17 protein-coding genes are annotated in these 21,082 nt (G+C 46.7%); 5 read left to right on the top strand and 12 right to left on the bottom strand.

The genetic code is table 11. The features are described from left to right. Positions 1-41 precede the first annotated feature (41 nt). The 3 genes from AB6805_RS24940 to AB6805_RS24930 form a co-directional block, all read right to left on the bottom strand. Positions 42-983 (bottom strand): tyrosine-type recombinase/integrase, encoded by a 942-nt coding sequence (locus AB6805_RS24940; protein ID WP_370912439.1) that lies wholly within the window; start codon positions 981-983, stop codon positions 42-44. A gap of 86 nt (positions 984-1,069) precedes the next feature. Then, a complete protein-coding gene (rpsU, locus tag AB6805_RS24935) occupies positions 1,070-1,267 on the bottom strand; it encodes a 30S ribosomal protein S21 (RefSeq protein WP_079470678.1) in 198 nt (65 codons plus the stop codon). A gap of 261 nt (positions 1,268-1,528) precedes the next feature. Continuing rightward, a complete protein-coding gene (locus tag AB6805_RS24930; RefSeq protein WP_079470680.1) occupies positions 1,529-2,281 on the bottom strand; it encodes a LexA family transcriptional regulator in 753 nt (250 codons plus the stop codon). Positions 2,282-2,390: 109 nt separating this feature from the next. Between AB6805_RS24930 and AB6805_RS24925 the strand changes: the two genes are divergently transcribed. Continuing rightward, positions 2,391-2,840, top strand: a complete 450-nt coding sequence (locus AB6805_RS24925) for a hypothetical protein (protein ID WP_370912178.1) — start codon at positions 2,391-2,393, stop codon at positions 2,838-2,840. Between the two features lie 93 nt (positions 2,841-2,933). On the opposite strand, the gene AB6805_RS24920 is transcribed toward AB6805_RS24925, so the two are convergent. Further along, positions 2,934-3,605 carry an SdpI family protein gene (locus tag AB6805_RS24920; protein ID WP_370912177.1) on the bottom strand — a complete coding sequence of 224 codons (672 nt, stop codon included), beginning with the start codon at positions 3,603-3,605 and terminating at the stop codon, positions 2,934-2,936. A 309-nt stretch (positions 3,606-3,914) separates the two neighbouring features. Here AB6805_RS24920 and dinB point away from each other — a divergent pair, with 309 nt between their 5' ends. From dinB to AB6805_RS24900, 4 genes are read left to right on the top strand one after another with little or no spacing between them, the layout of a single operon-like run. Then, a complete protein-coding gene (gene dinB, locus AB6805_RS24915; RefSeq protein ID WP_370912176.1) occupies positions 3,915-5,126 on the top strand; it encodes a DNA polymerase IV in 1,212 nt (403 codons plus the stop codon). 5 nt (positions 5,127-5,131) lie between these two features. Then, the gene (locus tag AB6805_RS24910) at positions 5,132-8,089 is read left to right on the top strand and encodes a DNA polymerase III subunit alpha (protein ID WP_370912175.1); all 2,958 of its coding nucleotides are present in this window, start codon (positions 5,132-5,134) and stop codon (positions 8,087-8,089) included. Between the two features lie 41 nt (positions 8,090-8,130). Next, positions 8,131-8,586 (top strand): antitoxin Xre/MbcA/ParS toxin-binding domain-containing protein, encoded by a 456-nt coding sequence (locus AB6805_RS24905; protein WP_370912174.1) that lies wholly within the window; start codon positions 8,131-8,133, stop codon positions 8,584-8,586. A gap of 17 nt (positions 8,587-8,603) precedes the next feature. Continuing rightward, positions 8,604-9,062 carry an RES family NAD+ phosphorylase gene (locus AB6805_RS24900; protein ID WP_370912173.1) on the top strand — a complete coding sequence of 153 codons (459 nt, stop codon included), beginning with the start codon at positions 8,604-8,606 and terminating at the stop codon, positions 9,060-9,062. A gap of 48 nt (positions 9,063-9,110) precedes the next feature. Here the strand turns inward: AB6805_RS24900 and AB6805_RS24895 are convergent, their stop codons facing one another. The 8 genes from AB6805_RS24895 to AB6805_RS24860 all read right to left on the bottom strand — a co-directional run bounded on the left by AB6805_RS24895 (position 9,111) and on the right by AB6805_RS24860 (position 20,883). Further along, positions 9,111-10,433 (bottom strand): aspartate kinase, encoded by a 1,323-nt coding sequence (locus AB6805_RS24895; protein WP_370912172.1) that lies wholly within the window; start codon positions 10,431-10,433, stop codon positions 9,111-9,113. 78 nt (positions 10,434-10,511) lie between these two features. Continuing rightward, positions 10,512-11,585, bottom strand: coding sequence for an Ldh family oxidoreductase (locus AB6805_RS24890; protein ID WP_370912171.1), 1,074 nt, complete (start codon positions 11,583-11,585; stop codon positions 10,512-10,514). 11 nt (positions 11,586-11,596) lie between these two features. After that, positions 11,597-11,911 carry a DUF3467 domain-containing protein gene (locus tag AB6805_RS24885; RefSeq protein WP_079470689.1) on the bottom strand — a complete coding sequence of 105 codons (315 nt, stop codon included), beginning with the start codon at positions 11,909-11,911 and terminating at the stop codon, positions 11,597-11,599. Between the two features lie 82 nt (positions 11,912-11,993). Next, positions 11,994-12,491 carry a lipid-binding protein gene (locus AB6805_RS24880; RefSeq protein ID WP_370912170.1) on the bottom strand — a complete coding sequence of 166 codons (498 nt, stop codon included), beginning with the start codon at positions 12,489-12,491 and terminating at the stop codon, positions 11,994-11,996. Positions 12,492-12,515: 24 nt separating this feature from the next. Then, the gene (locus AB6805_RS24875) at positions 12,516-14,003 is read right to left on the bottom strand and encodes a SusD/RagB family nutrient-binding outer membrane lipoprotein (RefSeq protein WP_370912169.1); all 1,488 of its coding nucleotides are present in this window, start codon (positions 14,001-14,003) and stop codon (positions 12,516-12,518) included. 19 nt (positions 14,004-14,022) lie between these two features. After that, the gene (locus AB6805_RS24870; RefSeq protein ID WP_370912168.1) at positions 14,023-17,229 is read right to left on the bottom strand and encodes a SusC/RagA family TonB-linked outer membrane protein; all 3,207 of its coding nucleotides are present in this window, start codon (positions 17,227-17,229) and stop codon (positions 14,023-14,025) included. A 693-nt stretch (positions 17,230-17,922) separates the two neighbouring features. Further along, on the bottom strand, positions 17,923-20,004 hold the full coding sequence (locus AB6805_RS24865) for a ComEA family DNA-binding protein (RefSeq protein WP_370912167.1): 2,082 nt from the start codon (positions 20,002-20,004) through the stop codon (positions 17,923-17,925). Between the two features lie 84 nt (positions 20,005-20,088). Beyond that, positions 20,089-20,883: a hypothetical protein gene (locus tag AB6805_RS24860; RefSeq protein WP_370912166.1), complete on the bottom strand. Its 795-nt coding sequence runs from the start codon at positions 20,881-20,883 to the stop codon at positions 20,089-20,091. Between the last annotated feature and the right edge of the window lie 199 nt (positions 20,884-21,082).

Genomic DNA, 21,082 nt, shown 5'->3' with positions numbered 1-21,082 from the left:
GTTTAGCTGCGTAATATTTTGTTAAAAGCTTAAAATAACTGCTACGCTTTCGGGTGCGCCTGCTTGTACACCTTCTTCAACTGCTCAATAGTATTATGCGTGTAAACCTGTGTGGCCGCGAGGCTCGAATGTCCCAGCAACTCCTTGATCGCATTCAGATCCGCACCATTGTTCGCAAGGTGTGTGGCAAACGTATGCCGTAATATATGTGGACTCTTTTTCTTTAAAGTGGTAATCTGGTGCTCTGTGAGATACTTCCGCACCGTCAGGTATACATATTTGGGATATAAACGGCGGCCGCTCTGCGGATGCACCAGCAATACCCCGCTCTCAAACTCCTCCAGGCAACGGCGCTTCTCATCCATGTATGCACGCATCTGTGCCAGGAGCTCCGGACTAACCGGTATGATCCGCTCCTTGCCCCCTTTCCCCATCACCTTCACAGATTTGTTCCCCTCATCTACCCGGAATTCCTGCAACGCAATCAATTCCGACAAACGGATACCCGTCTGGTAAAAGATCTCAAAAATAAGCCGGTGCGTGATGCCTTCGAAATCATTGGCAAAGATGTGCAGGGAGGTGACAGAAACCGGGCTCACATTGTCTTCCAGCGCCTGCATCCCCTTCTCCTCAATGTAGCCGGGCAAACGACGGCTGATCTTGGGCGCAATGACCTTGATCATAGGCGACTGTTTAACCAGGCCCTGACGCAGACAGAATTTGAAAAAGGATTTGAGTGTGGAGATCTTGCGGTTAACACTTTTGGCGGTCATGGCATCTTCCATGAGCTTCGCCAGCCAGCTACGGATCATAATATGACTAAGATCCTCAACCGGCGTACTGCCATAACTGAGGGTCACATAATCAAAAAACTGGAAAAGATCGTTGCGATAGGCAGTGCAGGTGTGCGCTGAATACCGTTTCTCGAGCTGGATATAGGATATGAATCGCTCTGCTAAGGAATATAAAGCTTCGTTCAACACAAAAAGATTGATGATTGTAAAGTTATTAAATAACCTTACAATCATCAAATATTTTGAGTTGCCAACGGCTTATCGCCTAAGCAATATTAATCTTCGAATTTACCTGTTGCCAACTGCTGTTTGTAAACGGCTTTTAACACCTGGTTACGACGTTTAACAGATGGTTTAGTAAAAGACTGGCGCGTTCTCAGCTGCAATAAAATGCGAGCTTTCTCAAACTTCTTTTTATATTTTTTAAGCGCCTTGTCTATGTTTTCGCAATCTTTAGAATCAATGATCAACATAATTTTTGCCTCTTATTTTTAGGAACGCAAAGATAACACAAGATTTGTAAAAAAACAAAAGACCAAAAGAATTATTCCATTTCCCCGCCTTCCTCTCCATAAAGATCACCCAATCGGACATAAATTCCGGAACCGGTGCGAGGCGCCCGCAGGCACAAACAGGAAATCACCTACCCCAGCCTTTACAAAGGATATAGCATGACGGCCGGACCGGGAGCACATAAGCACCTCCGGTCCAGCCGTTTGTATAATAAACTCAATTTAGTCCTTCAACTTCTTCTTCAACAGGCTTACCTGGTCCTGCAGGTGGCTCACCATATCCGCCAGGTGGTTTACACTCATCCGGCTTTGCTGTCCCGCCTTACTGATCACGGCATCCGACTGCCACAATTCCAGCACTTCCTCCATATCCACGCCGTAAGGCTCAAACTGCGGATTGTCAGACACCAGCGTAATCTTCGATTTGGAACGGTTGTTCTTCAGGATCCTTTTAAAAACAATGCCCTCACGGGAGGTAATCACCACATAGGTTTCATTGTTCTTGATCTCGTCCCATCCCTCTACCTTGTGGCAAACGATTACAGAACCCGAGGTAACCGGCAGCATGGAATCTCCCGCTATTTCAAATGCCCTGTAATCACCTGCACCCAGCATGGGCAGTGTGAACGTGTTCAATTCTTCGATAAACTCATCATCATTATAACCGGCCAGGTAACCGGCGGCCGCTTTTACCGGCACAAACTGGATCGCCTGACGGGAACTGCCCAGCTTGAGCTGCCGGCGCTTCTCCAGGAAATTATCTTTCTGGGAGCCAAGATCACGACGAAGCAGATCATCAATAGATACCCGGAACATATCACTTACCTGTTCCAGGATCTCTGTACGGGGTTCTGCACGCTCCTCCTCATATGCACCCAACAACGAACGCTTGATACCGAGTTTATCGGCAAACTCTTGCTGCGTCCAGGCTTTTTGCTTACGCAGGTATTTCAAATTCTGACATACTACGGACATAACCTAAATAATTTAGTACCTTGCTAACAAAATTAGCAAATATTTTTATGAATTACCAAATATATTCGGGGCGCTTCGCTTATTTTTGCCCGGTAAAATCCAACTCGATATGTTAATAAACTATGTACACTCGTTCCTAAGATGGGCTATATTGCTGGCAGGGTTCTGGGCGGTAATCCGTTCCCTGAAAGGCGTAACAGGCAAAACACCGTTCACCGCAGCAGACAGCAAAGCCGGGCTTTTCTTCATGATATTTTGCGATTTGCAGCTGGTAGTAGGATTGATCCTGTTTTTTATGAGTGATACTGTTCACACAGGCCTGGCAAATATGGGAGCTGCCATGAAAAACCCTGCGTTACGATTCTTTACGGTAGAACATGGAGTAATGGCCATCATCGCCATTGCACTGGTACATATCGGTAAATCAAAAATAAAGAAAGCGGCCACAGATGCACAGAAACATAAACTGGGGCTGATCTTCTTTGGTCTTGCCTTCATCGTTATACTGGCCCTTATCCCATGGCCTTTCCGGGAAGCGCTCGGCAAAGCCTGGTTCTAAGCCTTTTCCGGTGAATCCGGCAACTGATAAAATTAAATGGCGCCCCTGTCAGGGACGCCATTCCTTTTTCCGATGTATTGATTGACCACTGAATTATCCTTTATCCTTATTATATAACCTGAAGGAATAAATATAGGGTAATGCCGCCAGTACAATCGCCGCAAAAAATATGATAAATACCCCGGTGATAAGCGACAGGAAAAATCCGGCTATGATAATCACCACACCAGCGCTGATCCACAGGTTACTCGCCATCTGATGCGTTTCCATCCACACCTCCGGGCTTTGCAGGGTCCATGGTGTTCTCACCCCCACATAATTATTCGGCTTCAGCTTGCGCAGGTAAGCGCCTATGCCCACAATCAGCAAACCCACACCTATAAAGGCCCAGCGCTCCATGATAAACGGCTTGCCCTGGCTGACCAGGAAAATAATAATACAGGTAAACACTGCCTGGTAAGAATGGATCAGAAAGCGGATCCGGTAATACTCTTTATGCTCCATCTCAATGGCAGACGGCCGCAGCTGTGTTTCGCCGGCACGCGGAATATAGCGGAACAGAAAATAAATCAACCCATTCGTAAAAAAGAGAAAGATCATCAGCAGCAGGAAGTCATTTTTTGTCCCCATCTCAGGAGAACCCGCCGCATTAACAGTATTGGATAAAACAACTGGTAAGTCTTTAAAGACAACCGCCAGATAAACCATCGGCACCAGCAGCAAAGCGAGGATAAGTAATTCCCTGGTAAAATCCGGTTTTTTCATGTGGAGATCAGTTTAAGTGTGCACATACTCCCTGTTTTCCTTCATTTCCATTCTCTTATCTATTACATATTGATTGCCAGATATGTTGTACTAAAGTTACGAAAATTGACCCGACCGGAAATTTCAATATTTTTTACTAATTTTCTTAGCATTACTAAATAAATTAGTAACTTTACTGCACATATAAAAGTGATCCCGGCTGGCAGGCCTGCTGCTATACTATCCTCCCTCTGCCCGGTCCGCCATCCGTAATCGCTTTTAACAGCCTGCCCTGTTCCGTCCTTTGTTTATCGATAAACCATTACCAGTATGATCACTTTACAACAGCGAACAATAGCGCACTTCGACCTGGACTGCTTCTTTGTATCAGTGGAATGCCAGCGGGACAGTCGCCTCCTCGGTAAACCAATCCTGGTAGGCGGCAGCAGTGATCGTGCGGTAGTAGCAGCCTGCAGTTACGAAGCACGGCGGTATGGTATTCATTCCGCCATGCCCATGAAAACCGCCCTGCGGCTTTGCCCACACGCCATTGTACGCAGCGGGGACATGGAACTGTACAGCACCAAATCCAGGGAAATCACGGAACTCATCGCCGGAAAGGCACCGCTTTACGAGAAATCATCTATCGATGAATTTTATCTCGACCTCTCCGGCATGGATAAGTTCTTTGGCTCATTGAAATGGACTTCGGAACTACGGAAAACCATCATGAAAGAATCCGGGCTGCCTATTTCATTCGGACTCGCCTCTAACAAACTGGTTTCCAAAGTAGCCACCGATGAAGCCAAACCTAATGGTCAGCTTGAAATCCTGTTCGGACAAGAAAAAAATTTCCTGGCGCCGCTGGCGGTAGAAAAGATTCCAATGGTAGGCCGTGAAACCGGCGCCCTGCTGAGGCGCCGCGGCGTAGAAACCGTAAAGACACTGAGCGAAGTGCCCATCTCCCTGCTGGAAGCATGGATGGGAAAAAACGGAATAGCCCTCTGGAGAAAAGCCAATGGAATCGATGAATCGCCGGTGGTGCCTTTTTATGAACAAAAATCTATCTCCACAGAAAGTACATTTCCCGCAGATACCATCGATATGCAATTTCTCCACGCCGAACTGGTGCGTATGACGGAGAAAATTGCATTCGAACTGCGGCAGCAAAATAAACTGACCGGCTGCATCACCCTCAAAATCCGGTACTCCGATTTTGAAACCGTCACCAAACAAATGTCGATCCCCTACTCCTGTGCCGATCATGTGTTGCTGGAAAAAGTAAAAGACCTCTTCAAAAAACTGTACGACCGCCGGCTGCTCGTTCGCCTTATAGGCGTGCGTTTCAGCCACCTTGTGCATGGCAACTACCAAATCAGCCTGTTCGACGACAAACAGGAAATGATCGCCCTGTACCAGGCCATTGATCAGATTAAAAACCGCTTCGGATGGGAATATCTCATGAAAGGAACCAACGTCATACCACCCGGGAAGAAAGATCAGCACACCCCAAAAAAAGATATCATGCCATACTTTAAATAAACATCATGTTCCTTAACTGCAAAACATTTTTCAGCCTGCGCTATGGTACCATGCACGCAGAAATGCTGGTGCAAAAGGCGCATGAACTGGGCATCGGGTCACTTGCGCTCACCAACATCAACATCACCTCCGACGCCTGGGAGTTCGTGGACCTCTGCCGTAAACACGATATTAAACCTATACTCGGACTGGAATGCAGAAACGGAAACGATTTTAAATATCTCCTGCTCGCACGCAACCAGGAAGGCTGGCATCATATCAATGTTTTCTTATCCAAACACCTTCAATCCGGAAAACCTTTTCCCGATCATGCCCCTGTTATCCCACATACCTGGGTGATTTATGCACTGGGAACCCCCGCCCCTGAAACATTAGCGCCCCATGAACTCATTGGTGTAAAGCCCTGGCAACGCAATAAATTATTCAGAACAGCTACTACTGCCCTCCGCGATAAACTGGTGATCCTTCAACCCGTCACCTTCCAGGACAATACCCATTATGAATTACACCAACTGCTGCGCGCCATCGATCAGAACATCCTGATCACACAGCTGGAACCAGCCATGACAGGCCATCCGCAGGAGCAATTTGTGACGCCCGCTTCCCTCGTGGAACACTTTGCAGACTACCCGTATATCGTACAGCGAACAGTGGAAGTGATGGAAGCATGCCACATAGAAATGGATATCCATCATTCCATCTCCCGTAATAAAAAATGCTTCCTGGGCAGCGTGGAAGAAGATCGCGCAAAGCTGCGCGAGCTTGCCCTGGAAGGCATGACGTACCGCTATGGCCAACATCATGAAGAAGCGCTTCAGCGGATCGAAAAAGAATTGGCTATTGTTGCGCAACTAAATTTTGAATCCTATTTCCTCATCACCTGGGATATCATACGTTATGCGCAGGAACGCGGATTCTTTTATGTAGGTCGTGGAAGCGGCGCTAACTCCATTATTGCCTACTGTATAAAAATTACAGATGTAGATCCCATAGAACTGGATCTTTATTTTGAAAGATTTCTGAACCCTTACCGTACTTCGCCCCCGGATTTTGATATCGATTTTTCATGGCGCGACCGGGATGAAATTATCCAATATGTTTTTGACAAGTATGGTCCGCAACATACGGCCCTGCTGGGCACTGTGACCACCTTTCAAACCAATGCCGTGATCCGCGAACTGGGAAAAGTATATGGCCTCCCCAAAAAGGAAATCGATAAAATCCTCGAAAACGGCTTCCAGGTTAACCTGGAAGCCGACAGCATTCACCAGAAAATAGCGTATTTCAGTAACCTGATGGATCAGGAAAAAGCATTTCCTAATCATCTCAGTATTCATGCCGGCGGTATCCTTATCAGCGATGCGCCTATTCACCAGTTCTGCACTACGTACCTGCCACCCAAAGGTTTTGTAACCGCGCAACTGGATATGTGGCAGGCGGAAAGGATAGGGCTCCATAAATTTGATATCCTCAGCCAGCGCGGTCTTGGGCATATCCGCGATGCTATTGATATCATCAAAAAAAACCGGGATGTGGATATAGATATCCATGATGTAAAAGCCTTCCAGCTGGATCCGCTTGTGCGCAAAAACCTGTCCGGTGTAAATACTATCGGGTGTTTTTATATAGAATCGCCTGCCATGCGGCAGCTGCTGCTGAAACTGGGATGTGATGATTACCTCACCCTGGTGGCGGCAAGTTCTATTATCCGGCCGGGCGTAGCGCAATCGGGCATGATGAAACAATACATACACCGCTACCGGCACCCCGAGGAAGTGGTTTACCTTCATCCTGTTATCGAAGAACTGCTGAAAGATACCTTCGGTATTATGGTATACCAGGAAGATGTTATTAAAGTAGCGCACAAATACGCAGACATGGAACTGGCGGATGCCGATAGCCTGCGAAGGGCCATGGCAGGGAAATACCGCGGGTCCAATGATTTCAGGGAAATACAAAAACGTTTCTTTGATAACTGCGAACGCCTGCAACGCCCGCCGGAAGTATCTGCAGAAGTATGGCGGCAGATCGCCAGCTTCGCCAACTTCTCCTTTTCCAAAGCCCACTCCGCCAGCTTCGCGGTGGAAAGCTACCAAAGCCTTTACCTGAAAACCTATTTCCCGGCAGAGTTCATGGTGGCTGTTATCAACAACTTCGGTGGCTTCTACAACCGGGAATTATATTTCCGGGAATTACTGAAAACCGGGGTAACACTGCACCCGCCTTGTATTAACCACAGCGACTATGCCACTAATATTACCGGCCGGGAGGTATACGTAGGACTGATCCATGTAGAGGGACTGGAACAATTACTGGCTGAAAAAATATTGAAAGACCGCGAACAGTATGGCCCGTTTCTGCACCTGGAAGATTTTACCAGCCGGATTTCGCCGGGCCCGGAACAGCTGGAAATACTGATCCGCATTGGTTGTTTTAATTTTACCGGCTACACAAAAAAAGAACTGTTGTGGAAGAGCAGTTTGCTGGTAAGCAAGAAAGAAACCAATCCACACAGCATGTCTTTGTTTGGCAATACCACTACTGTTAACTGTGAACTGCCCACCCTCGCCTATCACGCCCATGAAGATGCCTTTGATGAAATAGATCTGCTGGGCTTTCCCCTGCAATCACCTTTTAAAGTATTGCAGCATGATCAAAGTACGTATATGCCTGCCCGTGAGTTCGGTAAATATATCGGTCAGCAGGTTACCACACTTGGCTACCTGGTAACCAACAAATTTCTGCGGAGCAGCAAAGGTGAACCGATGTGCTTTGGTACTTTCCTTGACCGCGATGGCGCCTTTATGGATACCATCCATTTCCCCGACAGCCTGCGGCAATATCCTTTTCAAAAGAGCGGCTTTTATGTGCTGCAAGGCAGGGTGGCGGAGGAATACGGGGTAATACAGCTGGAAATCAATAAGATGTGGAAGATTGGTTATTTTGAAGATAAAAAACCATAATCCCGACAATTTGTTGTATTTTTGTGACAAATGTCGGGTATATGAAACATGTAAAAGGATACCGCGTGCAGGAAAATGCATTATTAATAGTAGAACAGCCAGGAGGAGCGGCATACATCGCCAGCAGCGGCTACTTTGATTTTATACAGCTTTCCCGCAGTGGAATTATTAAAAGAGCTTTATTGAATCTGAGCAGGCAGCTGTCTTTTTCTTTATCAGAACTGGCGCAGGTAGTACATGTGTCAGAAAGAACGCTGCAGCGCTATGCAGACGACGAGAAATTGTCTGCCGACACGTCTGAACGTGCCATTTTACTCTCTCAGCTTTATCAGCGTGGTACCGAAGTATTCGGCCAGCTGGAAAACTTCAAGGAATGGATGAGAACTCCGTTACCTGCCTTCAACTATCAAACCCCTATTTCGCTGTTAGATACCACCTTTGGGTTTCAGCTTATCCAGGATGAGCTGGGACGCATTGAACATGGCATCTTTGCATAATTTACGAAACCATTAACATGGAAGTATACAGGATCAGTAAGTGCGCTTACATCAATGATCTGAGTGGAACAGGTGCGCGCCTGTATGGTGGCCGCTGGAACAGCCCGGGGCATGCTATTGTGTACACTGCCGGCAGCCGGGCGTTATCGGCGTTGGAAGTATTGGTACACATTCCACTGAAAAACATAGTACAGGATTTCTGCATTGCTACCCTGCAGATTCCCGATGATATCGCCATCAAAGTACTCACCAAACATGATCTGCCATCCGGCTGGCAATCACTGGCGCCCTCACCGGAGCTGCAATGCATTGGAGATGAGTGGATAGATACGGCTAAGTACGCAGTGCTCCGGATTCCATCTGTAGTAATTGCCGATGAATATAACTACCTGATCAACCCGCTGCATCCGGACGCAGCAAATATTACCATCCTGAATACACAGCCGTTTGTATTTGATCAGCGGTTAAAAAAATAAAAAAGCAGCGAAGTAATCTCCGCTGCTTTTTTTATCTGAAGTCTTTTTCTATTCCAGGCCAAATAATCCCTTATTCAGCACCTGCAATGTTTTCTCTTTAAACTGACCATTGATCAGGATAGAGATGTTATGCCTGCTGCCACCATAGGAAATCATGCGTAAAGGAATTTCTTCTATCGCATCAAATAATTTGGTGATAATGGAAGGAGTAGCCGCCACTTCGTTACCAACAATGGAAACGATTGTCTGGTGGTAATCCAGTTCCACCGTACCAAACGGTTGCAGCTCTTTCAGGATCTGATCGAGGTACTGCTGGTTATCGATGGTGATAGATACCGCTACTTCCGAAGTGGTGATCATATCGATCGGAGTGCGGTATTTTTCAAATATTTCAAAAATCTTGCGGAGGAAGCCGTACGCCAGTAACATGCGGCTCGACTTGATCTTAATAGCAATGATGCCGTCTTTTGCCGCAATGGCCTTCACACCGTTGCCGTTAGGCATTTCGGTAATGATGGTACCTTTTGCTTCGGGCTGCATGGTATTCAGCAGTTTCACAGGGATATTGAAATGCTGTGCAGGCCAGATAGAAGCAGGGTGAAGGATCTTGGCGCCGAAGTAGGCCAGTTCTGCTGCTTCATCAAATGACAGCTGCTCGATCGGGAAGGTTTTGTTCACCACCCGCGGATCGTTGTTGTGCATACCGTCGATATCTGTCCATATCTGGACTTCATCTGCCTGGATAGCCGCGCCGATCAGGGATGCGGAGTAATCACTGCCACCACGTTTCAGGTTATCCACTTCGCCTCTGGCATTGCGGCAAATATATCCCTGGGTGATAAAAATACGCTGGCCTTTATGCTGACTGATCAGGTTAGCCAGTTTAATTTTAATCTTTGGAATTTCCGGCTCTTCGTATTCGTCGATGCTCATGAAATCCAGCGCTGGTAACAGTACCGCAGGAATTCCGGCTTCTTCGAGATATACGCCGAAAAGACGTGTAGACAATAATTCTCCCTGTGCAAGAATATCTTTATTCAGTGCTTCATTGAAAGATATCTTCAGGATGATGTTCAGAAATTCGAAGTGTTCATCAACAATAGCCTTGGCATTTGCGCGGCCGGCTTCCTTCTTCACCAGGTCGTTGCAAAAGTTCCGGTAGTGGCTTTCCAGCTTGTCTATCTGCTGCTTTGCCTGTTCCTTCTTACCTTCTGACAGCGACTGACTGATTTCCACGAGGGAATTTGTGGTGCCTGACAGTGCAGACAGGACCACAATTTTCTGATCATTATCTGCTGTGATCAGTTGCGATACCGACTGCATACGCTCTGGTTTTCCCACGGAGGTTCCACCAAATTTTAACACTTTCATCTGAATGTATATTTTGCTTTAGCTACCTGAAACGCTGCATCAGCATCATTCCGGGCGTTTTTTATGAACGATTGTAAATTAAAAATTCAAATTAAACTTAGCGGCAACTTCCTGCATATCCTTTACCACAGCCGCTATTACCGGGATACCCTTTTCCAGCCGCTCATGTTGCATTTCTCTTTCAGGATCTCCGGGGATCAATACTTTCCTTCCGGCTACCGGCTCTGCTGCACGGAAGCGGTTGATCCAGGTATCCATATTGGCTTTGAACTCATCTGCCGGCCGGAATGCATCTACACGCATAGCGCCAAAGAAATGTCCCAGGCCCTCTCCTACCGGATCCGGCGCCAATGGGAGAAAGCTCACAAAAGGCGGCGCCCACGGACCATAATTGGCGCCTGAAAGAACGGCCGAAAATATATCAACAATTGCTCCCAAACAATACCCTTTATGGCTTCCGTGCTCACGATCGCCGCCCAAAGGCAGCAAAGCCCCGCCACTCTTGAGTTCATGAGGATTGTTACTCGGGTTTCCTTCTTTATCCTGGATCCATCCGTAAGGAGCTTCTTCATTTTTACGCTGCAGGATCTCCAGTTTCCCGTTGGCTGCAGTGGTGGTGGCGAAATCCGCCACAAACGCCGGCTGCTCCTTTGCAGGAATAGCCACTGCAATGGGATTAGTGCCAAGCATACGCTCAGTGGAAAAAGTAGGCGCTACCAGCGGACTGGCATTGGTCATGGCCATACCAATCATATCCTGGTCCAGTGCCTTCATAGCATGATAACCTGCAATACCAAAGTGGTTGGAGTTTTTCACACTTACCCAGCCGGTACCTACGGCAGCTGCCTTCTGCATGGCTATTTCCATGGCATATGGCGCTACTACCAGGCCCAGGCCTGCATCTCCGTCAATAACCGCCGTACTGGGCGTTTCATGTACTATCCGGATATGGGGTGTAGCGTTGATCCGCTTAGCCTCCCATAAACGAACATAGCCCGATAAGCGGGCTATTCCATGAGAATCGATACCTCTCAAATCTGCCGATACTAGCACTTCACTGGCCAGGGCTGCATGTTCCAGGCTGCACCCCATGTGGATAAATACTTCCCTGGTGAATTCTCTCAAATGATGATAAGAAAAAATATGTTCCATCTGTCAACGAGTTAGGCCTGAGCGGTAGGTCCGCCAAAATTCAATGGTACAGATACCTGCTCCTGATCCTGAATGGGGCCGTGTACAGATTCGTATTTCTTAATATTATCAAGCATGGCTTTCATAAAACGCTTGGCATGCTGCGGCGTGAGTATGATACGGGATTTCACCTTAGCCTTTGGCAGACCGGGCATCACGTTCACAAAGTCTACCACAAATTCGGCATTGGAATGAGTGATGATGGCGAGATTTGCGTATTGTCCCTCGGCGATTTCTTCATTCAACTCTATGTTAAGCTGATTCTGTTCTTCATGCTGATTTTCCATGTTGTATGATTTAGCCGTACAAAAATAGAAAAAGAGGACTCAAATGAGCCCTCTTTTTTTATAAACAGCGGATTGACCGGGATTAATAGTCGTCTTCGTCGAACTTGGTACGCAGGATACCCGCCACTACGTACTTCTTGCCGGGATCAGAAGATATTTGCAATTCCATGTAAATACTGTCCGTTATGTGCCCGCCCTTCGATTTTCCGCCGTTGGGGAAAACTTTTCCGGCAGTAATGGTAACGGTCGCGTCACTATTCTCGTCCTTCGCATTAGTAGCGTTGAAGGTAAGATCAGACAAATTCACGTCTACCTTCGACTGGAAGTCGAATCCCAGTCCTGCATCCTGTACCCACATTTGCTTGCCATCATCGGCAGTGGTGTTAAAAGTATTGATCTGCACATGGTCCCCGTCGATCTGCGGGGCGCCGTTGAGCGACATGGTTACCCACCAGGTACCGGCCATTTTCACTACCTGCGTATTCTTTACCTCCGGCAAATCCTTTTCACAGGAAGAAAAAAGAACAGTAGCCACCAGCAGTAATCCTATGATATATTGTTTATTCATTATTGTTCTCATGGTAATTATTTTAAACCGTTAACATTATAAAGCCCACCAAACCTTTTGATAAATAGGTACTTCCGCTGGTGTATTACTATTCCGGCTCCTTTCCACATCCGGGAATACCAGGCGTTTAGGGAACTTACCAACGCCGGTAACACCGTTACGGGAATATACCAGCTGGCCGGGAATGTAGGATGGATCAGTAGAATATACCGGGCTGTATTTAGGATAACCTGTTCTGTTTTGTTCCAGGAAGCCTTCCAGCGCATGTGTACCAGGGAAAGAAGCCCATTTCTGTACAATGATGGCTTCGAGCTTCTTATCAAAAGTCGCTCCGGTTGGGTAAGCATATACCTTTCCGGGCAGAAGGAAAGTATCAGCACTTAATTTAAGTTGCTGAAATGCGGCCTGCACACCTGCATCATAATAGGCTTTTGCTTTAGTGCCACCGAAATAACGCTCATCTGCCTCTGCCAGCATCAGGTTGGTTTCAGCCCTGGAAATCAGGTATGCAGTGTCGATAGCTGTTTGCCTGTAGATAGCAGATTTATTGTAAATGGGGGACAAACTGGTGAAATCGCCCTGGTTAATGCCATAATAAACACCGCTTGCCGCGCCCGGCGCACGGAAAATTTTGCTTATCCGCGAATCTTTATTTTTCTGTAACCACGACAACATGGTGTAACTCGCCCGGATATTGGTAGTTGTATTCAGGCTGCGGATGTTTGATTCGTATAATGGATTGTCCTGGCCCGGTGCATCTTTAAAAGTACTGTAAGAAGCATCTACATCTGTAAGGAACTCAGCGCCGCTGTTAATCAGGTCCATGATCTTTGTTCTTGCCAGTGATGGATTTACATTCACCATACGCAGGTACATTTTCAGTTTCAGCGTATTCGCAAACTTTACCCATTTATCCATATCTCCCTTATAGATAATATCCTGTGCTGCATTCTCATCAAGGATAGTAACGGTCAGGTCTTTTGATAAGGCAATATCCAGGTCTCTCAGCAACCAGGAGTAAATGCTATCTCCGCGGTCAAACTTCGGCTGCAGTTGGTTTAACCCGCCGAATGCTTCCTGGTAAGGCACCTGGTCGTACAAGTCTACCAGTATCTGGTAAGAATATGCCTTCATCACGGTTCCCATCAAACCAAAGTTATAATCGTGCAGGCTGTCGCATAATTTGAGCATCAGGCTGTAATCCTGCAGCGCGCCGGAAAACATCTGCGTGTACAACGCATTGTAGTCCGTCCGCTGGATATTATACGCATCAATTGTTTTGTACTGGTTGGAGGCGTTGCTTTGCGTCCAGTATTGCGCCCAGATACCACCAATAACAGCGCCATCGGTGCCGGCGCACGATACGGTAGACATTACCGCCGGCGGGAACAACACATAAGGTGTAGCCTTCTCTAACGGCGGATTATTCGGATCGTTGTTGATATCCAGGTTCTTCTTGCAGGAAGCGCCTAACAATAGCACTGCTGAAAGTAGGAGGAGAATATATTGATTGTACGTTTTCATGATATCAGAATTTAAAAGATTAGAAGGATACCTTCAGTGAAACACCATAAGACCTGGTAGTAGGCATGGATCTGAATTCACCAAACTCACTGTTCAGGTCATTACCATAGTTGGATACTTCGGGATCAATGAATGTATTTCCTTCCGGCGTCCACACAAACAGGTTGCGCGCAAAAACAGTCAGCATGAGGTTGCTGGCAGCAATTTTTCTGGCGGCTGATGAAGGCAGACTGTAAGAGAGCGTGATATCACGCAGTTTCAAAAAGGTTTTATCAATAATACGCTGTGAATAAGCACCACCTTTATTGGTGGTATGATACCAATAAGCGTCATAATTATAATCTGTGAGCGGAATGGTATTTTCACCATATACCGGTTTGGCCTGTGCATCCGTACCTACCTGCATTACAGAGTTAGGCACCACAAAGGCACGTCTGTCGTTATAAGTAGTTAACAAGGCGTTACCTACGAAGTAAGTCAGATCAGCTGTACCGGAGTAGAACACACCGCCTTTTCTCCAGTCGAAAGAGAAGCCCAGTGTAAAATCTTTATAACGGAGTGTGTTTATCAGCCCCATGGTAAAGTCGCGCTGAGAGGTACCATAATAACCGTCGGTATCTGCCGCCTTAGGCAAGCCGGTAGCATCCACAATTATTTTTCCATCTGGTGTGGTAGCAGGTACCGGTGCATAAAATACACCCAGCGGATCTCCTTTACGCGCAACAAATTTTGCATCGTAAGCGAAATTAAGCACTACCTGGTCCAAACCTGCAGGAAGCTCCTCTACTGTATTACGGTTACGTGCGTACGTGTAGTTCAGGGTCCAGGTAAAATCTTTTGTTTCTACCGGTATGATGTTAACAGATAATTCTATACCCTTATTCCTCACTTTACCAAAGTTCTGCGTGATACTGGCATAGCCGGAACTCGGCGTGGTAGGCACTGCCAGGATCTGACCTTTGGTGAGTTTGTTATAGTAGGCAATGTCAAAACCCAACCTGTTCCGCAGGAATTTTACTTCAGCACCTAATTCATACTCATTACTTAACTCAGGAGCAAGATCGGGGTTACCGATGTTGTCACCTACTGTGTAACCGGGGATACCATTAAAAGGAAAATCCAGTGTACCAAATGGAAGATCTATGATCTGTCCGGTAGATAAGGTGGTTTTAGTGAGATAAGGACCGGCATCGTTACCTGTTTTACCCCAGCTGGCACGCAGTTTCGCAAAAGAAACACCGCGGTCATCCAGCTTCAGCGCTTCTGATAAAATGAAAGCAGCATTCACCGCAGGATAGAAATAGCTGTTGTTCTTTTCCGGTAATGTAGACGACCAGTCGTTACGGGCATTTACCGTCAGGAACAGGTATTCACGGAAGCCTAAGGTAGCCTGTCCGTAAAGGCCATAAATTCTGCGTCTGAATTCCTGTGTTTGTGACACCGGTGTATTGGGTGAGTTGGAGATCACATAGAAACCCGGAATGGCGAGGCCTTTCACAGCCGAAGTGAATATTTTTCCCTCCCGCTGGTTAACGTTAAAGCCTACCAATCCATCGATAGTAAAATCTGAGCTCAGTTTTTTATTGGCAGTGAGCAGGAGATCGGAGTTGAACTCACCCCTGTAATCGCTGTTTTCCCTTACATAACCAACGTCCTCTTGTCGTTGTGATCCTTCCACATTATTACCATCATTCCAGCTGTCGAGTGATGGCCTGTTTTTCGCCTTATAGGTTTTAGACTGGCTGTTGGTGATATCTGCACCAAGACGCCATTGTACACTTAACCAATCATTGATACCATATTTAAGGTCAATGTTTCCGAAGATCCTGTTGCTTTTCAGGTTATTCCCATTTTCATACAGGGAATAATAAGGGTTCTCTGCGTAAGGCGTGAAATAGTTATCTACGTTGTAATACTTGTTTTTATAATCCTTAAACTGGGAGATGTTGATATCTACCGGGATCTGGATAATATCTTCAAACAAGGAAGAACCGAGTCCGGATTCACTGCGGGTAGATACTGCTTTTGCATTTTTATTTACGTAGTTAAAGGAGGCAGAAGCAGAGAACCTGCCGTATTTTGTAGAGGCTCTTGCAGAGAAAGTATTTCTTTTATAAGAATCTGCATCAGTGGGCAGGATACCATCGCTGTATATATTTCCATAAGACAGGAAGAATGTGGATGTTTCATTTCCTCCGCTGATAGAAATGGTGTTATTCAGTTCTTTACCGGTAGTGAAATAATTGCGTACGTTATCATCTACAAAAGAAAATGGTTTTGTTAATGACACGCCGTCCACAGGTGCGCCCCATTCGCGGTTTTCACCGGTCAGCCGTGGGCCCCAGCTACCATTTTCTGAAAGAATGAAAGTACCGCCCCATCCCTGGCCAAACTTTTCCTGCATGGTTGGCAACATGCCCACATTAGAAAAAGTGGCAGCGGAGGCCACATCTACTTTCAGTTTTCCGCTCTTACCTTTTTTGGTAGTGATCAATACCACACCACTGGCGGCCCTGGAACCGTAAATAGCGGTGGCAGCGGCGCCTTTCAAAATGCTGATTGCTTCAATATCATTTGGATTGATGTCATTGGCATTATTACCAAAGTCGTAACCACCGTTGTTGACTCCTTTTCCATCAACGCTGGAACCGGGACGGTCGTTGTTCAATGGCACCCCATCTACTACATACAGTGGCTGGTTGTTACCCTGCAGGGATGAATAACCACGGAGGATTACTTTATTGGATGCGCCCGGAGCGCCGCTGGTGGTGGATATTTCAGCACCGGCAATTTTTCCGGATAAACCATCCATCATACTTACAGGCGCTACCCTGTTAATTTGTTCTGTAGCAAAATTACTGGTGGCGTAACCAACGGTTTTCTTTTCACGCACCAGTCCCAAACCAGTTACCACTACTTCCTGCAGGTTTTTGTTATCTGCAATGAGTGTTACCTGGAGATTTGAACTTTCTCCCACGGTTATTTCCTGGGCTTTATATCCAACGCTTCTTATTACGAGCACGGTAGCGGCACCGGGCACACTCAGGTTGAATATGCCATTGTCATTGGCGGTGGTACCTGTGGTGCTGCCTTTAATCTGGATGGTGGCAAACGGAACCGGATTGCCATCGTTGCCCTTAACGGTACCTGTAACCGGTCGCTGCTGCGAGTAGGCCAGGTGGATGATTGCCATAACCATGGCAAAAAGGAGGAACCCCTTTTTCATAAAAGTTTCAGATTTTGGTTGAAGAAGAAATGCATCGGGTCTTATAAATGCTTACCCGGCAAACAATTGCCGGTAGCGGCTTCCGGATAAGTTGTTTTATTTATTGTTGTATCATATTAGTACATTAAAATAATAGCATAAAAAATCCATATCATGTCTTTGTAAGCATGACTAACCATACAGAATACCATTCGGTTCTGCAGTTACAGCAAACAATCATCGCAACATACGGTCAGGTATATTGGCGACCGGCTATGTAAAAGGAGAAGTGTTTTTCTTCATAAACAGTTCTGATTTTGGTTGTACAAGTCTTTAATAGATCAACATGTGTTCTCTCGTCGGTAAATTGTTGTATTCGCTCGCTGTTGACAAACAGCTAATGATCTCAATTTCAGGAATGGTTACGTGCCTGTTATAGTTTAAATCGGTAAAAGCCTTACTAAGTCTCTCGTTGTGTCTTATTGATTTGAATCATGACAAGTATCCTGCTGCGGGTTTACAGCCATTATCACAAGCTTTTTTTCTTGCAGAAAGGTCTTTCTCATAAAGCAAATCAGATTTAGATTTTGGTTGACATCCACAAGTTAGAAAAAAAAAGTAAATCGTGATACATCTACTTAACATTATTTTAACAGCAGATAATTTCATCGTCATAACGAACTGATAATCAATTTATAACCAGCTGAAAAAATTTCATTTTCCTGCTATTAAATATTGCAGCTGAAATTGAAGCAATGTTTTCTTATCTCCTGCAACAACGTCATTTCCGCTACCAATACGGGTTTGGCCCGGATACCGGCTTTGGTGGCAACGTGCCCAGCATGCTAACCGCCGGCTTACTTTCCATTTTATGTTGAGATAATATTGCCAGCCCTCGCCATACAGCTGCGATACCGCGTTTTCGTATAACACACTGCTCTCTGTTGCATATATCCTGCTGTCGTAACTGCTGGTCTGAAACCTGGATAACCTGCCGCCGATTGATACAGGCAAATGTATAAAACGGTAACTGGCATCCTGGTAAATCATCCATCCCTGCTGCATCTCCCCCGCAGCTTCATAACTGCTGTATTCTATCCTGGTTTTAACGTCCAATTGCTTATTTACTTTTATACTCCACTGAAAACGTATGTGCCTGGACGTTACCTCTGCCGGTACTTTGACCGGGTTCTCCGGCAGCAACACGTTCTCTGCTCCCTGCCGGTAGTTGTAACGAAGTAACAGGATCATTGTTTTCCCGGGAACATAGCTTCCCTGCACAAAAAAGTCCTTGCCATAAGAAGGTGCATTACTCCGGTACTTCAACCAGGGGAAGTGAAACACATCTGCATATGCATCAGCCTTTAAACGGGATGTTATTTTCAGGGTAACCGCCGTGTATATTCCCTGCTCATTAACGGTCCGGTAGCCGTCTCCGAATCCTTTGGCATATAGCGACTGGTAGCCTTTATCATAATACCGGTACGCAATAGCTACATCCACCGCAGGCGCTACGCTGGTCAGCAATCCCTGAACTATAGCAAGTTTGCCGTTACTGCTCAACGCCGCCTCCCCGAATAAGTGCACATTTTTCCAGCTGCCGGAATAATCAATACTGGCAGCCGTCAGCTGGTTACCATTAAAGTCGAATTGATTATAGGGCGCCGTTTCCTTTTGAAGTACCGGCGTTAAATGATGGCTGGTTACGTTTCCCCCTACCTGCCACCGGGCAGCTTGATAACGGATATTTCCACCAACGCTCACCTGTTGTACCTGCCCGCGTTTGGCGGCTTCTGTGACCGTGCGGTGGTAACCACTGCTGATAATACTGGCCGCCGTTACTTCATCCATCAGTGTGTCTGTGCTGGCGTCCTGCTTACGGAAAGAGGCAAAGGCGGTCAACTCCCAACGTTTTTGTTGTAACGTAACAGCAGCTCCCCTGAAGAAATAAAACTCTCCTGGCGAGGTGTAGGGCCGCAACACTTCTCCTTCCCGTTTTACCTGCATCACCGATGCTCCTTTACCATAAGCCTGGCCCTGCCAGTTCAGCAGGCCCTGTCCCATATTCACCGTATAATCACCCAATGCCAGGGCTTTTATTTTCCGGTAGTTCCGGATAAAAATATGTGCGCTGTAAAAATCAAATCCCTGCTTTTGCGCGCCTTTAAAAAAAGCTTCCCCGGCATCTTTCTCCATCACGATCCCCCAGCTCATATACCGGGGAAAGCTATAACGGTAACGCATAAACACTTTTTCCGGGCTTCCCCTGTAGGCAGGTAAGGTGCTATCGGTGTGCAGATATCCCTTTGCTTTCTCCGCTGCGCGGGCATAACGCAGCAGGAACGAATGATCACCCTTCTGCGTATAATCCCGTAAAGTATAATGTGGCGCCAGGTCATCACCTACCGTTACGTAAGGCAGTACGCGCCGGATAACATCCGGTTCAAAACCCGGCACCGCCTGCAGTTCATAAATACTGAGCAGATCTCCCAGCAGTGTGCGGTACCGCAAAAACTGGCTGATCTGTAAAGGCGTGAGCAGCCCTATTGACTGCAACGTCGCTTCATCTGCTGTATTCAATTGTATCTTATGCCGCGCCAAGGCATTTAAAGTTTGCCATTGCGTATCATCTTCTGATACTGTTTCTGTTCCAGCCGCTTCGTTCTCCAGGTTATTTTCCATTGCCTGCGGCAACGTCTCTTCCTGCTGACGGGCCCACGCTTTCCGCCCGCCCAGCAGCAATAACAAACAACCGGTGACGCCGCAAATCGCCGAGCGGATAGTTGCCATATCCATAACATTGAAAGTTTAATTTCCCCGCGTGCTCTCCGGTAAAACCAAAGGCCACACCTGGTTAACAAGTCCATAAACTCATACGCATCACTCCATCACCGGTGGTGGAGAAAGCTGCCATATCAACGAGGTAACGGGCGTAATACCCAATTGCGGATGAAACCCCGCAGCTATATCTATACGCAGGGATCGCAGGAATAATATCACTGCCGCACTGTTATAAGCCTGACCGGATGCAATACCCATTTCCAGCGCAAGCTGCCGGATAACCCGGTAATAAGCCGATGCCTTGACAGCAGTAAATGCCCCCATAGAAACCACTTCACCGGTTAACAGGAAATCGCGCGATGCTTCAAAACCGAGGCCGCCACTATACATAACAGGTGCGTCTGCAGGTTTATACACATGAAGGCCACCATGCCATTGCTCACTGATATGCCAGAGCATTCCGCCGTCAAAGCTGATGTTACCGGTCGCTCCCAACCCCTGTACACTAGTGGTCTCATAATTAAACTGCAGCCCGATACCGGCCCGCCGCCCCAGCTGCATGCCATACGCACCACTCAGCCGCTGCTGGTGCCACGCCGCGTTGCCCAGCCGGGTAATGCTTCCGCCGAAAGCGCCTGCACGCACAGGAATAGCCACCATCGCAGCATACAACGATGCCTCCTTTAACATAAACCGGTTCTCTGTATAAATGCCCGCCGCAAAAGAAGATAAACAGGATAACCCGGCAGGATTATACCAGGCAGATACCACCTGCTGGAAATGCCGGCTGTAACTGCCGCTGCCAGTGTTCTTTCCAACCGGCATTAACAATGGTTGCGCATACAACGGCGCTATCCACCATGTGAATAAGACGGTTAACAATAATTGTTTCATCAGGGAATTGGGTTTAACAATAAAATTCCGCGGGCTAACGGGTTAACTACTTGTCGCCGGCGAATACAAAAATAAGCAGCAGGAAAAACAGAAGTGTTAATGAAACATAAACGCGCGAGGTTTGTCTTTCTCAGGATTACGCTGATTATATTGATTTTAAGGATTTGAACATTTTGGATTTTAAATGATTTTGGGAGAT

This window comes from Chitinophaga sp. RCC_12, from assembly GCF_041360695.1.
Lineage (GTDB): Bacteria > Bacteroidota > Bacteroidia > Chitinophagales > Chitinophagaceae > Chitinophaga.
The sequence above is the reverse complement of the archived record's forward strand: the minus strand, read 5'-3'. Positions and strand labels throughout refer to the sequence as shown.